The following is a 13,773-nucleotide window of genomic DNA, read 5'->3' on the forward strand; positions in this document are numbered from 1 at the left end:
TCACCGCCATACCTGACAGTTCCCGTCAGGTATCCCTCTCTCAGGTATCGGTACCCGTCGCCGCCTTCGCCTTGCGCCGGCCCGACTCCCTGACCAGCGCGACCGCCACCACGACCGCCGCCACCAGCAGCGACAGCAGCACCTGCTCGCGGGCCGCGTCATCGGTGAGCATGTAGACGAGGACGAAGACGATCGACGCGATCGTCCCCCAGGTCAGATACGGGAACAGCCACATCCGCACGATCAGCTTCTCGGGCGCCTCGCGCTCCAGCGTCCGGCGCATCCGCAGCTGCGTGCAGCAGATGACCAGCCAGACGAAGAGGGCCACCGCGCCCGACGAGTTGAGCAGGAACGCGAACACGGTGTCCGGCCACTGGTAGTTGAAGAAGACCGCGACGAAGCCGAACGCCACCGACGCCAGGATCGCCGCACGCGGCACCCCGCGCGCGGAGGTCTGCCCGAAGGACTTCGGGGCGTCCGAGCGCCGTCCGAGCGAGTACGCCATGCGGGAGGCCGTGTAGAGGCCGGAGTTGAGACAGGAGAGCACGGCCGTCAGCACGATGAAGTTCATGACCTGGCCCGCGTGCGGTATCCCGATCGAGTTCAGCGCCGCGACATACGAACCGTCCTTGACGACCGACGGGTCGTTCCACGGCAGCAGCGTCAGGACGACGAAGACCGAGCCGAGGTAGAAGACCGCGATCCGCCAGATCACGCTGTTGGTGGCCTTGGTCACGGCCCGCTGCGGATCCGAGGACTCGCCCGCCGCCAGCGTGACGATCTCGCTCCCCATGAAGGAGAAGACGACCATCAGCACCCCGGTCAGGATCGAGCCCGCGCCGTTCGGCAGGAATCCGCCCGCCGAGGTGAGGTTCCCGAAGCCGTTGGCCGGATTGTCCGAACCGGGCAGCAGCCCGAACACGGCGAGCAGCCCGACCACGATGAAACCGGTGATCGCCACCACCTTGATCCCGGCGAACCAGAACTCGAACTCACCGAAGGACGAGACCGAGGCGAGGTTCGACGCCGTCAGCACGATCATCACGATCAGCGCCCACGCCCACTGCGGTACGCCGGGGATCCAGCCGTTGAGGATGTGCGCGCCCGCCGTCGCCTCGACCGCCAGCACCACCACCCAGAAGAACCAGTACAGCCAGCCGATGGAGAACCCGGCCCAGCGCCCCAGGGCGCGGTCCGCGTACTCCGAGAACGAACCGGAGCTGGGCTGCGCCGCCGCCATCTCGCCGAGCATCCGCATGACGAGCACCACCATGGTGCCGACCAGCGCGTACGACACGAGAATGGCCGGCCCGGCCGCGGCGATCCCGGAGGCGGAACCGACGAAGAGCCCGGCCCCGATCACCCCGGCGATGGCGATCATGGAAACATGACGGTTCTTGAGACCCGCGTGAAGGCTGTCGGGAGGAGACTGCGGATTCCCAGGCTTACCGGGGATTCCGCCTTCCTTCGTGGGGGAAGGCAGCGAGGTCATACGCGAATCCTTACGTCTACGGTCTACTCGAACGGACGAGTCCCGGCATTAAAGCCCCTCGGTTCCCAGCCGGGGAAGTGGCAATTTCGTATCGCTGGTGAGGGGCCGTTGCACCGGATCGGCAGATTGACCCGGAGCGCCGGCCTTGATCGGCACCTGTCACCACCCCGACCGGCCCGGCCACCGCCCGCCCGCCACCGGCCGCCGCGGGTCACCACCCGACGGCGCGCCCGCCGCGCCTCGCGTGCCACACTTCGCACCATGCGCGTGTACCTCGGTTCCGACCATGCCGGCTACGAACTCAAGAACCACCTCGTCGAGTGGCTCACGGCCCAGGGCCACGACCCCGTCGACTGCGGCCCCCACATCTATGACGCCCAGGACGACTACCCGCCGTTCTGTCTGCGCGCCGCCGAGCGCACCGCCGCGGACCCGGACAGCCTCGGCGTCGTGATCGGCGGCTCCGGCAACGGCGAGCAGATCGCGGCGAACAAGGTCAAGGGCGTCCGCGCCATCCTGGCCTGGAGCGAGCAGACGGCCGCCCTCGGCCGCGAGCACAACAACGCGAACGTCATCTCCGTCGGCGGCCGGATGCACACCGAGGAGGAGGCGGTGAAGTTCGTCGAGACCTTCCTCGCCACCCCGTACTCCGGCGAGGAGCGCCACTCGCGCCGTATCGACATGCTCACGGCGTACGAGGCGACCGGCACCCTCCCGGAGATCCCCGCCCACCACCCCCAGGGCTGACACCCGCCCGCCCCGTGCCGCCGGTCCCCCCCCGCGGAGACCGGCGGCACCGCCATGGAACGACCCGAGGAGACCCCGTGCCCGAGGGGCATACGATCCACCGCCTCGCCCAGGACCACCACGCCCGCTTCGGCGGCCGGCCCGTCCGGGTCAGCAGCCCGCAGGGCAAGTTCTCCGACAGCGCGGCGCTGCTCGACGGCCTGCTCCTCGACGCCGTGGACGCCCACGGCAAACATCTCTTCCTGGGCTTCGAGGAGACGGGCTGGATCCACATCCACCTCGGACTCTTCGGCAAGGTCGCCCTCGGCGACGCGCCCGCGCCCCCGCCCACGGACACCGTCCGGCTGCGGCTGCTCTCCGCCGCCGGCTACATGGACCTGCGCGGCCCCACCACCTGCGCCCTGATCACCGAACCCGAGAAGCGCGCGATACACGACCGGCTCGGCCCCGACCCGCTGCGCCCCGACGACGACGGGGAGCGCGCCTGGACCAGGGTCTCCCGCTCCCGTACGACCGTCGCCGCCCTGCTCATGGACCAGAAGGTCATCTCGGGCGTCGGCAACGTCTACCGCGCCGAGGTCCTCTTCCGGCACGGCATCGACCCCTACCGCGCGGGCAAGGACCTCACCCGCCGCGAGTGGGACGCGATCTGGGCGGATCTGGCGGCGCTGATGCGCGAGGGCGTACGGAACAACCGCATCGACACCGTACGCCCCGAGCACACCCCCGAGGCCATGGGCCGCCCGCCGCGCGTCGACGACCACGGCGGCGAGGTCTACGTCTACCGCCGCGCCAGGATGGGCTGCCTGCTCTGCGGTACGGAGATCCGCACGGAGCCCCTCGCCGCCCGCAACCTCTTCTGGTGCCCCACCTGCCAGCCACGCTAGTGCTGTGGCCGCCGCTCAGAACCCGTGCGGCAGCCACGGCGCCACGTCCGAGCCGAACGCCTCCGACGCCGCCGCGAGCGCGCCGGGCCGCAGCTCGGTCACCCGGCCCGCGCGCGCCAGCGCGGTCAGCGAGGTCCCGCCCAGATAGGCGGCGCCCAGCTCCCGCACGGACAGGGCCAGTTCGGCCGTATCGCCGGTACGTTCGCAGGACGCGCCCCCGGCGTCGCCGCTCAGCCGCCAGCTCCCCTCGTTCCAGGGGCAGAAGGCGTCCTCGACGGCCAGCACCACATCCACCGGAGCGCGGTACGTACGGGCCGACAGCGCGGCGCCCACCTCCACCGGCCGCAGATACAGCGAGTCCTGGAGCCGTACCCGGCAGCGCCGGAAGTCCGAGACCAGATACTGGAACGCGTCGTCCACCGGCCGGTTGCCCGCCTCGACCGTCGACATCAGGTCGATCCCGAAGAGGAAGCGCCAGAGCGACGCGTACGCCGCCGGGTCGCCCGCGTGCAGATCCTTCAGCTCGACCGTGCCCTTCGGCCCCGACCTGTCCCAATCCGGCCTGAGGCGGAAGAGCGCGAACCCGGCCGCCTCGCCGTGCCGCTCCGCCAGCACGCACTGGAGCGCCGACCTGCCGTCCGCAGCCTTCCCGCCGCCGACGACCGGCCGCCGCTCCCAGCCGGGCCGGCGGGCCAGCATCCCGGGACGCCCCGCTACATCGGCGGCGTAGAGCGCCTCGCACGCCTCACGTACGGCGGGGTCGTCCGCCTTCACCCGACGCAGACGTACCCCGTCCGGGCGGTCCGTCCGCTCGGGCTCCGGGAGCCGTACCCGCGCCGTATCGATCTCCGCCGCGAGGAACTGGGTCGCCGCGCCGTATCCGTACCGCCCGTAGATCACCGGCTCGGACGCCGTCAGCACGGCGAGCGGCTCGCCCCAGGAGCGGATGTCGTCCAGCTGGCGCCGCATCATCGAGGTCAGGATCCCGCGCCGTCGGTGCGTCGAGGCGACGCTCACGGTGGTGACCCCCGCCGCGGGCACCACCGCGCCCCCCGGCACCGACAGCCGCAGGCCGAACGCCCCCGCCGTACCGACGCAGTCCTCGCCGTCCCAGACACCGATCGAGCGGTCGCACTCGGTGAGCTCGCTCCAGAGCGCGCGCTCCGTCGCCTCCTCCGGTATGCCGCCGAAGGCCAGTTCGCACGACCCGAACCAGCGCTCCCATTCGGCGGGCTTCAGGACCCGCAACTCCGTAGTCATATGCCATGACTAGCAGGGGTACGACAACAGGGCGACCCGATTTCGAACGCAATGTCACGGGGGTCCCCCTCCACGCCGGGCGGACGGATCGATAGGGTCCACAACATATGGCCGGTGTCGCGCGAGCGGATTCGTACTCGGCCCGGTTGCGCATGAGGCTGCACCGGGTCCGTACCGGCGTGCGCAAATCCGGGGTCGACTACTTCCGGGGAGACGGCTCCGACTGGATCGCGCTCGTCGGACTGCTGCTCACCATCCCGGTCATCACCCTGGCCACCCTCGCCTTCCCGGTCTGGGTCGCGCCCTCCGCGCTCGTCCTGCCGATCGTGGCCGGCGGGCTGGTGCTGCGGCCCTCCAGCCTGCTCAGCCTGTACGCGGCCTCGGCCGCCGCGCTGATCATCGAGTCGATGGTCCTCGGCCCGTACCCGGACGGCCCGGCCAGGGTCACCCCGGGCACGGTGCTCGTGGTGGCCGCCTGCGGTCTGATCGGACTGCTGATCGCCCAGTTCCGGGCCAGGGTCGGGGTGCCCTGGCGGCGCGGCGGCACCATGCTCTTCGACCTGCGCGAACGCATCCGCGTCCAGAGCGCGCTGCCGCTGCTGCCCAAGGGCTGGCACCACGAGATGTCCCTGCGCCCGGCGGGCGGCCAGTCCTTCTCCGGTGACTTCGTCGTGGCGGCCCGCACCAACGGCGGGCGCACCCTCGAAGTGGTCCTCACCGATGTCTCCGGCAAGGGCATGGACGCGGGCTCCCGCGCCCTGCTGCTCTCCGGAGCCTTCGGCGGCCTCCTCGGCTCGCTCCCGCCGCACGGCTTCCTCCCGGCGGCCAACGGCTATCTGCTCCGCCAGGACTGGGACGAGGGTTTCGCCACCTCCATCCATCTCGTCCTCGACCTGGAATCCGGCGACTACGAGCTGCTCTCCGCGGGCCACCTCCCCGCCCTCCAGCTCCACGCGGGCAGCGGGCGCTGGGAGGAGAAGTCCGCCGAGGGGCTGCTCCTGGGGGTCTACGAGGGCGCCCAGTTCGACCCGGTCAAGGGCTCGCTCCAGCCCGGTGACGTCCTGATGCTCTTCACCGACGGCCTGGTCGAGGCGCCGGGCCGCGACATAGGCGAGGGCATCGACCGGCTCACGGGCGAGGCCGACCGCTATGTCGCCCCGGGCTTCGAGGGCGCGGCCTGGCATCTGATCGAGACCGTCGCCAAGGACGTCAACGACGACCGGGCGCTGCTGCTGATCTGCCGCGAGGCGTGACCCGCCGCGAGGTCCGACGTACCCCGCATACAGCTCACCCCACCGGCGGTGGGGGTGCCGGTGGGGTGAGGTGGTGTACGGAGGCGGGTGCGTGAGGTCGGCGTAAAGGCGGTAAAGGCATCGGAGTCAGCTCGTCACCGATGCCTCCGCGCCGGTGTCGGCCGCCACGGACTCCGCCTTCCCGGTGTCCTTGCCCTTGCCGCCCTCGGACCGGGGCGGGCCGCCGCCCGGCAGGATCCGGGCCAGCCAGTGCGACCTGCCCGCGGCCAGCGGGCCGAGGACCGCGAGGACCAGGACATAGCCGGCGATGAACGGCGCCAGCCGCGGATCGAGGCCCGCGCCCGCCGCCATGGTGGCGAGGATCAGCGCGAACTCGCCCCGGGCCAGCAGGGTGGTCGAGATATTGGCGGCGGGACCCGCGCCGAAGCCGAAGATCCGGGCGGCGGAGAGCCCCGCGGCGACGTTCATCACCAGGGTCACGGCCACCGCGATGAGTACGGGCCACAGCACCGTCGGCAGATCGCCCGGGTTGATCGACAGACCGAAGGCGAAGAAGAAGATCGCGCCGAACGCGTCCCGCAGCGGATGGACGAGTTTGCGGATCCGGTCGCCCGAGGTCGTACCGCCGAGCATCAGACCGACCATGAACGCGCCGATGGCGTCGGCGACCCCGAACCACTCGGAGACCCCGGCCACCAGGACCGCGGCACCGAGGAACGAGATGACGAGCAGCTCGTCGTCCTTGGTGTTGATGAGCCTGCCGACGACCTTCGTGCCGAACCGCGCGGCGAGCGCCAGCAGCAACAGGAAACCGAACGCCTTCGCGCCGTCGACGACGGCGGCCTGCGCGCTGTCCGCACCGGACAGGATCGGCTGGAGGGCGGCTAGATAGAGGGCCAGGAAAATATCCTCGACCACGATGATGCCGAGGATCGGCTTGGTCTCGGGGTTGCCGATACGTCCCATGTCGACCAGGACCTTGGTCACGATCGCGGACGAGGAGATCCCGAGCACACCGGCGAGGACCAGTGCCTCGGAGGTGCCCCAGCCCAGCGCGAAGCCGAAGCCGAGACCGGCGCCCACGTTCAGGAAGAGATACGCGCCCCCGGCGAGCGCCATCTTCCGGCCGCCCGCCTTGAGATCGTCGAGATGGAATTCCAGGCCGAGGTAGAAGAGCAGCAGGACCAGGCCCAGGGCGGAGAGCATCTCCAGCTCGTGCGGGTCCTTGACCAGCACGATGCCCGGGGTGTGCGGGCCGAGAAGGATCCCGGCGAGGATGAACAGCGGAATGGTGGGCAGTTCGATACGACTGCCGAGGCGAGCGAGTACGGCGGCGGCGAGGAAGGCGCCGCCCATGGCTATGAGGGTCTCTGCGTGTCCGATGGGATCGTTCCTCCGTCAGTAGGTCAAGAGGGCGTCAAGAAATCGTCAGTAATTAGTTTACCAAATGATTTACTGAGTAACTGTCAGATCTCGATGTGCGCGGCCCGAGGTGTGCGGGGGCGCCGTGACGGGCAGGTACGTGGCGCGAACCGGACGGCGAGGATTCGCCACCGGGCCACACCTGTACGGAGGTTGGTGGCACGATGGTCCGAGCAGGATGTACGGATGTGCGGGGGCCTCTGCTGATGTGCCCTTTCGTGTCGGTCCTGCGGGGGCTGGGCCGGGCGGACCGAACGAGGGTGTGATCAGTTGTGGCCATCTCACTGTCTGTGGTGCTTCTGTTGGCGATCATCCTTGTGGTGCTGATCCGCGGTGGCTCCATCAAGGCCGGACCGGCGATCGTCGCGATCCTCTTCGGCTTCTTCCTCGCGTCGACGAACATCGCGCCGTCGGTGAACCGGTTCCTCAACTCGCTGGCCGAGACCATCAACCAGATCAGATTCTGAAGTCCCGGCGGCCGTACGGCCCCTGCGCGGCCATGCGGCCGCCCGGCCGCGCGCGCAAACGCCTCGGGCCCGACCAGTGACGTACACACACCGGTCGGGCCCGAGGCAGTGGAGCGGGCGACGGGAATCGAACCCGCGTAGCTAGTTTGGAAGACTAGGGCTCTACCATTGAGCTACGCCCGCACACATCGCGCCGCAGGTCGGAAGGACCGCGGCACGGAGAACATCCTAGCGGGTCCGGGGCGTTCGCCGCACACCCGTAAAGCGCCGGTCAAAGATGGGGCCTCGGCGCCCGCGGGCATGTACCCTACGTGTCGCACCGACGGGGTGTGGCGCAGCTTGGTAGCGCGTCCGCTTTGGGAGCGGAAGGTCGTCGGTTCGAATCCGGCCACCCCGACCATCTTTCTCCACCGCCTTTACCGATCGCATCGACAAGATCACATTGTGGGGCCCTTCCCGCTTGCGGTTACTATGCAAGCTGCGTGCCCGTGTGTCTGCAGAGTCTCTGAAGAACCGGGCCGATCGGCTGGGACCGCCGCGGTGCGGCGGACGCAGCAGAACCCAAGAATCAGCCACCAAGGAGACCGAACCGTGAAGAGCGCCGTGGAGACCCTGAACCCGACTCGGGTTCGGCTCACAGTCGAGGTGCCCTTCGAGGAGCTCAAGGACAGCCTCGACGCGGCGTACAAGAAGATCAACCAGCAGGTCACGGTGAAGGGCTTCCGCAAGGGCAAGATCCCGGCCCGGATCATCGACCAGCGGTTCGGCCGTGGTGCTGTGCTGGAGGAGGCCGTCAACGACGCCCTCCCGAAGTTCTACACCGAAGCGGTCAACGAGGGTGAGATCAACGTCCTCGGCCAGCCCGATGTCGACATCACCGAGCTGAAGGACGGCGAGCTGCTGACCTTCACCGCCGAGGTGGACGTCCGCCCGGTCATCGAGATCCCGGACTACTCCGGTATCGAGGTCACCGTCGACGCCATCGAGGTCGGCGACGAGGACATCGACAAGTCGATCGACCAGCTCCGTGACCGCTTCGCCACCACCAAGCCGGTCGAGCGCGCCGCGGCCGAGGGTGACGTCGTGACGATCGACCTCGAAGCGAAGATCGACGGAGAGGTCCTGCCCGACGGTGTCGCCGAAGGCGTGCAGTACACCATCGGCTCCGGCGAGCTGCTGGACGGCATCGACGAGGCCGTCATCGGCCTGGAGGCCGGTGGCGAGGCCACCTTCACCTCCGAGCTGAAGGGCGGTGCCGCCGAGGGCAAGCCCGCCGAGGTCACCGTCAAGGTCGGCCAGGTCGCCGCCCGTGAGGTGCCCGCGCTGGACGACGAGTTCGCACAGCTGGCGAGCGAGTTCGACACGCTGGAGGAGCTGAAGGCGGACAGCCGCAAGCGCCTGGAGACCAGCAAGCAGTACGACCAGGCCACCCAGGCCCAGGAGCGCGTCCTCGAAGAGCTGCTGAAGCTGGCCGAGGTCCCGATCCCGGAGAAGCTGCTCGCGGAGGAGATCAAGACCCGCAAGCACAACCTGGAGCACCACCAGCTCGGTCAGATGGGCCTCGACCTCGCGAAGTACCTGGAGATCCAGGGCAAGACCGAGGAAGAGTTCGACGCCGAGACCAAGGAGCAGGCGGAGAAGGGCATCAAGACCCAGTTCCTCCTGGACGAGCTGGTCAGCAAGGAGAAGCTGAACGTCAACCAGGAGGAGCTGACCGAGCACCTCCTGCGGCGCGCGCAGTCCTCCGGCATGTCTCCCGACCAGTTCGCGCAGGCGGTCGTCGAAGGCGGCCAGGTGCCGATGCTCGTCGGCGAGGTGGCCCGCGGCAAGGCGCTCGCCGTGGTCGTCGAGGCCGCCAAGGTCGTCGACACCAACGGTGAGGTCGTCGACCTGGACGACGAGGACGACGAGACCGCCGCCGAGACGGTCGAGGCCGTCACGGACACGGACGCGCCGGCCGCCCCGGCCGTCGAGGCCGAGGCGCCCGCCGCCGAGGTCGTGGAGGACAAGGCCGAGGAGAAGGCCGACAAGGCCGACGCCAAGGCGGAGAAGACCGAGGGCTGAGCGGCCCCGCTCTGATCGACAGCACGGGCCCCGGACGCGACACGCGCCCGGGGCCCGTGCTGTCCCCCCCTCGCGGGCGCCCCTGGAGGCTCCGCGGAGGCCCGGCCGGATCCGTGGGACACGGTGGGACCGACGGGTGGCGCGCGGGCCCGCCGGGACCCGTACGGAGCCCCAACTACCTTGCGCTCCCAGCGAACAGCCACGGAAGCGGGATGGCGCCCGCCGACCAGCGCGTTAGGGTCCATGAATACGAGGGCAGGGGAGTCTCCCGTCCCCGGTACGAAGACGCTGAGACGGCCGCAGCCGTCAGAGACGAGCAGGTGTATACGTGACGAATCTGATGCCTTACGCCGCCGGTGAGCCGTCCCTCGGTGGTGGCCTCGGCGACCAGGTCTACAGCCGGCTGCTCGGGGAGCGGATCATCTTCCTCGGCCAGCAGGTCGACGACGACATCGCGAACAAGATCACGGCGCAGCTCCTCCTCCTCGCGGCCGAGCCCGAGAAGGACATCTACCTCTACATCAACAGCCCCGGTGGTTCGGTCACGGCCGGTATGGCCGTCTACGACACCATGCAGTACATCCCGAACGACGTCGTCACCATCGGTATGGGCATGGCGGCCTCGATGGGCCAGTTCCTGCTGACCGGCGGCACGGCGGGCAAGCGCTTCGCGCTCCCGAACACCGACATTCTGATGCACCAGGGCTCCGCCGGTATCGGTGGTACGGCCTCGGACATCAAGATCCAGGCCGAGTATCTGCTGCGTACGAAGAAGCGCATGGCCGAGATCACGGCGCACCACTCGGGCCAGACCACGGAAACGATCATCCGCGACGGTGACCGCGACCGCTGGTTCACCGTGGAAGAGGCCAAGGACTACGGCCTGATCGACGAGATCATCTCCGCTGCTTCGGGCGTTCCGGGCGGCGGCGGTACCGGGGCCTGAGCGACGCCTCGCACCCCGCCCCAGCCCGCCCCAGCCCACTCGAACGCCACAGGATGGTGAACACGCACATGAACAACTACTCCGCGAGCGGCCTCTACTCCGGCCCCCAGGTGGACAATCGCTACATCGTCCCGCGCTTCGTCGAGCGCACCTCGCAGGGCACGCGTGAGTACGACCCGTACGCGAAGCTCTTCGAGGAGCGTGTGATCTTCCTCGGCGTGCAGATCGACGACGCCTCGGCCAACGACGTCATGGCGCAGCTCCTCTGCCTGGAGTCGATGGACCCCGACCGGGACATCTCCATCTACATCAACAGCCCCGGCGGCTCGATGACGGCCCTCACGGCCATCTACGACACGATGCAGTTCGTGAAGCCGGACATCCAGACCGTCTGCATGGGCCAGGCCGCCTCGGCCGCCGCCGTGCTGCTCGCCGCCGGTACCCCCGGCAAGCGGCTGGCGCTGCCGAACGCGCGTGTGCTGATCCACCAGCCGTCCAGCCAGACCGGCCGGGAGCAGCTCTCCGACCTGGAGATCGCGGCCAACGAGATCCTCCGGATGCGCGCGCAGCTGGAGGACATGCTGGCCAAGCACTCGACGACGCCGATCGAGAAGGTCCGCGAGGACATCGAGCGCGACAAGATCCTCACCGCCGATGACGCGCTCGCGTACGGCCTGGTCGACCAGATCGTGGCGACCCGCAAGACCACGGCCGCAGCGGCCGCCTGACGCACCCGGCGCCCTTGGCGCGGCTCGTACACGCCGTGGGAACCCTCCCGCGACCATGTGAACCGCGCCAAGGGGGGCCCGAACGGGGCCCCGGGCAAGGTACCGTCGGATATGAGGCACAGGAGCCGCTGAACCAGGCTGCTCCCAGGCGAAGGGGAAGCACCTCGTGGCACGCATCGGTGATGGCGGGGACCTGCTCAAGTGCTCGTTCTGCGGGAAGAGCCAGAAGCAGGTGAAGAAGCTCATCGCAGGTCCCGGTGTGTACATCTGCGATGAGTGCATCGACCTCTGCAACGAGATCATCGAGGAGGAGCTGGCGGAGACCTCCGAGGTGCGGTGGGAGGAACTCCCCAAGCCTCGTGAGATCTACGAGTTCCTGGAGGGGTACGTCGTCGGGCAGGAGCCCGCGAAGAAGGCCCTCTCGGTGGCGGTCTACAACCACTACAAGCGCGTCCAGGCCGGTGAGAACGGCGGTGGCGCGGGTCGCGAGGACGCGATCGAGCTGGCCAAGTCCAACATCCTGCTGCTGGGCCCCACCGGTTCGGGCAAGACACTCCTCGCGCAGACGCTGGCGCGCATGCTGAACGTGCCGTTCGCCATCGCCGACGCGACGGCGCTGACGGAGGCCGGCTATGTCGGCGAGGACGTCGAGAACATCCTGCTCAAGCTGATCCAGGCGGCGGACTACGACGTCAAGAAGGCCGAGACCGGGATCATCTACATCGACGAGATCGACAAGGTCGCCCGCAAGAGCGAGAACCCGTCGATCACCCGCGATGTCTCGGGCGAGGGTGTGCAGCAGGCCCTGCTGAAGATCCTGGAGGGCACCACCGCCTCCGTACCGCCGCAGGGCGGGCGCAAGCACCCGCACCAGGAGTTCATCCAGATCGACACGACGAACGTGCTGTTCATCGTGGGCGGTGCCTTCTCCGGGCTGGAGCGCATCATCGAGGCGCGCGCGGGTGCCAAGGGCATCGGCTTCGGCGCGACGATCCGCTCCAAGCGGGAGATCGAGGCGAGCGACCAGTTCCAGGAGGTCATGCCGGAGGACCTGGTGAAGTTCGGGATGATCCCCGAGTTCATCGGCCGCCTCCCGGTCCTGACCTCGGTGCACAACCTCGACCGCGAGGCCCTGCTCCAGATCCTGGTCGAGCCGCGCAACGCGCTGGTCAAGCAGTACCAGCGGCTCTTCGAGATCGACGGCGTCGAGCTGGACTTCGACCGCCCCGCCCTGGAGGCCATCGCCGACCAGGCGATCCTGCGCGGCACGGGCGCCCGCGGTCTGCGCGCCATCATCGAAGAGGTCCTGATGTCGGCGATGTACGAGGTCCCGTCCCGCAAGGACGTGGCCCGGGTCGTCATCACGGAGGACGTGGTCCACTCCCACGTCAACCCGACGCTGGTGCCGCGCGAGCCGCGCATCGTCAAGAACGACGGCCGGCACGAGAAGTCCGCGTAGCGGTCACGTCGTACGTACGACAACAGGGGCGCCCGGCCGGTTCAACTGGCCGGGCGCCCCTGTGTGTTGTGCGGTGGAGGCGCGGATCAGACCTTGGTGCGCGAGGTGTTGTACAGCGTGGTGGCGAGCGCGGCCGTCTCCTCCTGGGAGGGGCTCCGTCCGGCGACGGCCATCACCATGTCGACGTTGGTGACGATACCCACCGTGCTGTAGTCGGCCCAGACACAGACCGGCATCTCGAACTCCTTGGGCCCCTTGGCCATGGTGCCGTCACCGCCGGGGTTGGTCATCTTCATGTTCTGGCACTTCATCAGCGCGCCCTTGAAGCCGTCGGGGGTGACCGCCTCGGGGCTGCCGACCAGCTCGACCCGCATGCCGTTGCTCTCGCCCGCCCGACTGGACCGGAGGTTGCTCTCGGCGTTGGCGAAGGCACCGTCGACGACCTTCGCGGGATCGGTGACATCCCCCCAGTAACCGGTGAGGCTCAGCGCCTTCTGTGCGATCTGGCCGGACGCGGTCTGGTAGTTGGCGGCGACCTGCTGGGGGTCCTTGATGCCGAGCCCCTCCATCTGCGTCCTGGTCTTCGGGGCCAGGGCGCCCGAGGTGGGTTCGCCCGCCCGCTTGAAGTCGTCGACGGTGGCCGTGGGCGTCAGCTTGTAGCCCTTCGTACTGTCCGCCACATCACTGTTGCCCGCGCCGCCCGCCGTCAGGAAGTACGCACCCGCGGCGATCACCGCGAGCGCCAGTACGGACACCCCGACGATCAGGCCTGTCTTCTTCCTGGGGGGCTCCGGCGGGGCCGGCGGGTACTGGCCGCCGTACGGGGGCTGCTGCTGGTACGGGTTGGGCTGCTGCAGGCCGTACGCGCCCTGCGGGGGGCCGGGCTGCTGGGGATAGCCGTACCCCGGCACCGGGGGCTGCGGAGGGTAACCGTAACCGGGCTGCGGCGGGCCCTGCGGCGGCTGCTGGCCGTAGGGGCCCGGCTGGCCGTACGGTCCGGGCTGCTGGGGCTGCTCACCGTACGGGCCCGGCTGGTTGTAGCTCATGT

General features: G+C 69.3%; 12 protein-coding genes and 2 tRNA genes. 9 read left to right on the plus strand and 5 right to left on the minus strand.

Translation table 11 applies throughout. The features are described from left to right. Positions 1-40 precede the first annotated feature (40 nt). On the minus strand, positions 41-1,492 hold the full coding sequence (locus ACIP8W_RS03230) for an amino acid permease (RefSeq protein ID WP_402201760.1): 1,452 nt from the start codon (positions 1,490-1,492) through the stop codon (positions 41-43). Between the two features lie 261 nt (positions 1,493-1,753). Between ACIP8W_RS03230 and ACIP8W_RS03235 the strand changes: the two genes are divergently transcribed. Both ACIP8W_RS03235 and ACIP8W_RS03240 read left to right on the plus strand, forming a co-directional pair. Beyond that, the gene (locus tag ACIP8W_RS03235; RefSeq protein ID WP_401955675.1) at positions 1,754-2,239 is read left to right on the plus strand and encodes a ribose-5-phosphate isomerase; all 486 of its coding nucleotides are present in this window, start codon (positions 1,754-1,756) and stop codon (positions 2,237-2,239) included. A gap of 77 nt (positions 2,240-2,316) precedes the next feature. Further along, on the plus strand, positions 2,317-3,126 hold the full coding sequence (locus ACIP8W_RS03240) for an Fpg/Nei family DNA glycosylase (RefSeq protein WP_401955676.1): 810 nt from the start codon (positions 2,317-2,319) through the stop codon (positions 3,124-3,126). Positions 3,127-3,141: 15 nt separating this feature from the next. On the opposite strand, the gene ACIP8W_RS03245 is transcribed toward ACIP8W_RS03240, so the two are convergent. After that, entirely contained in the window at positions 3,142-4,386 is a 1,245-nt protein-coding gene (locus ACIP8W_RS03245; protein WP_402148916.1) for a GNAT family N-acetyltransferase, read from the minus strand. 107 nt (positions 4,387-4,493) lie between these two features. On the opposite strand from ACIP8W_RS03245, the gene ACIP8W_RS03250 reads away from it, so the two are divergent. Continuing rightward, a complete protein-coding gene (locus ACIP8W_RS03250) occupies positions 4,494-5,639 on the plus strand; it encodes a PP2C family protein-serine/threonine phosphatase (protein ID WP_402201763.1) in 1,146 nt (381 codons plus the stop codon). A 126-nt stretch (positions 5,640-5,765) separates the two neighbouring features. On the opposite strand, the gene ACIP8W_RS03255 is transcribed toward ACIP8W_RS03250, so the two are convergent. Beyond that, positions 5,766-6,995, minus strand: coding sequence for a cation:proton antiporter (locus ACIP8W_RS03255; protein WP_401955679.1), 1,230 nt, complete (start codon positions 6,993-6,995; stop codon positions 5,766-5,768). 338 nt (positions 6,996-7,333) lie between these two features. On the opposite strand from ACIP8W_RS03255, the gene ACIP8W_RS03260 reads away from it, so the two are divergent. Further along, positions 7,334-7,528: a hypothetical protein gene (locus tag ACIP8W_RS03260; RefSeq protein ID WP_401955680.1), complete on the plus strand. Its 195-nt coding sequence runs from the start codon at positions 7,334-7,336 to the stop codon at positions 7,526-7,528. A 109-nt stretch (positions 7,529-7,637) separates the two neighbouring features. Here ACIP8W_RS03260 and ACIP8W_RS03265 read toward each other — a convergent pair. Then, a tRNA-Gly gene (locus tag ACIP8W_RS03265) sits at positions 7,638-7,711 on the minus strand. A gap of 140 nt (positions 7,712-7,851) precedes the next feature. Here ACIP8W_RS03265 and ACIP8W_RS03270 point away from each other — a divergent pair. From ACIP8W_RS03270 to clpX, 5 genes are all read left to right on the plus strand, one after another. Continuing rightward, a tRNA-Pro gene (locus tag ACIP8W_RS03270) sits at positions 7,852-7,928 on the plus strand. Between the two features lie 191 nt (positions 7,929-8,119). Continuing rightward, positions 8,120-9,592 (plus strand): trigger factor, encoded by a 1,473-nt coding sequence (gene tig, locus ACIP8W_RS03275; protein WP_401955681.1) that lies wholly within the window; start codon positions 8,120-8,122, stop codon positions 9,590-9,592. Between the two features lie 340 nt (positions 9,593-9,932). Next, positions 9,933-10,538, plus strand: a complete 606-nt coding sequence (locus ACIP8W_RS03280) for an ATP-dependent Clp protease proteolytic subunit (RefSeq protein ID WP_401955774.1) — start codon at positions 9,933-9,935, stop codon at positions 10,536-10,538. 53 nt (positions 10,539-10,591) lie between these two features. Continuing rightward, positions 10,592-11,266 (plus strand): ATP-dependent Clp protease proteolytic subunit, encoded by a 675-nt coding sequence (locus ACIP8W_RS03285; RefSeq protein WP_401955682.1) that lies wholly within the window; start codon positions 10,592-10,594, stop codon positions 11,264-11,266. A 166-nt stretch (positions 11,267-11,432) separates the two neighbouring features. Beyond that, entirely contained in the window at positions 11,433-12,725 is a 1,293-nt protein-coding gene (gene clpX / locus ACIP8W_RS03290; RefSeq protein ID WP_401955683.1) for an ATP-dependent Clp protease ATP-binding subunit ClpX, read from the plus strand. Positions 12,726-12,811: 86 nt separating this feature from the next. Here the strand turns inward: clpX and ACIP8W_RS03295 are convergent, their stop codons facing one another. Then, complete coding sequence (locus tag ACIP8W_RS03295) at positions 12,812-13,771, minus strand: hypothetical protein (protein ID WP_401955684.1); 960 nt, start codon at positions 13,769-13,771, stop codon at positions 12,812-12,814. Between the last annotated feature and the right edge of the window lie 2 nt (positions 13,772-13,773).

It is taken from the genome of Streptomyces sp. NPDC088554, assembly GCF_044752945.1.
Lineage (GTDB): Bacteria > Actinomycetota > Actinomycetes > Streptomycetales > Streptomycetaceae > Streptomyces.

Bases quoted from the DNA above. Each gene is read 5' to 3' on its own strand.
- ACIP8W_RS03230 (WP_402201760.1), bottom strand. From the start codon at position 1,492: ATGACCTCGCTGCCTTCCCCCACGAAGGAAGGCGGAATCCCCGGTAAG.
- ACIP8W_RS03235 (WP_401955675.1), top strand. From the start codon at position 1,754: ATGCGCGTGTACCTCGGTTCCGACCATGCCGGCTACGAACTCAAGAAC.
- ACIP8W_RS03245 (WP_402148916.1), bottom strand. From the start codon at position 4,386: ATGACTACGGAGTTGCGGGTCCTGAAGCCCGCCGAATGGGAGCGCTGG.
- ACIP8W_RS03250 (WP_402201763.1), top strand. From the start codon at position 4,494: ATGGCCGGTGTCGCGCGAGCGGATTCGTACTCGGCCCGGTTGCGCATG.
- ACIP8W_RS03255 (WP_401955679.1), bottom strand. From the start codon at position 6,995: ATGGGCGGCGCCTTCCTCGCCGCCGCCGTACTCGCTCGCCTCGGCAGT.
- ACIP8W_RS03280 (WP_401955774.1), top strand. From the start codon at position 9,933: ATGCCTTACGCCGCCGGTGAGCCGTCCCTCGGTGGTGGCCTCGGCGAC.
- ACIP8W_RS03285 (WP_401955682.1), top strand. From the start codon at position 10,592: ATGGTGAACACGCACATGAACAACTACTCCGCGAGCGGCCTCTACTCC.
- ACIP8W_RS03295 (WP_401955684.1), bottom strand. From the start codon at position 13,771: ATGAGCTACAACCAGCCGGGCCCGTACGGTGAGCAGCCCCAGCAGCCC.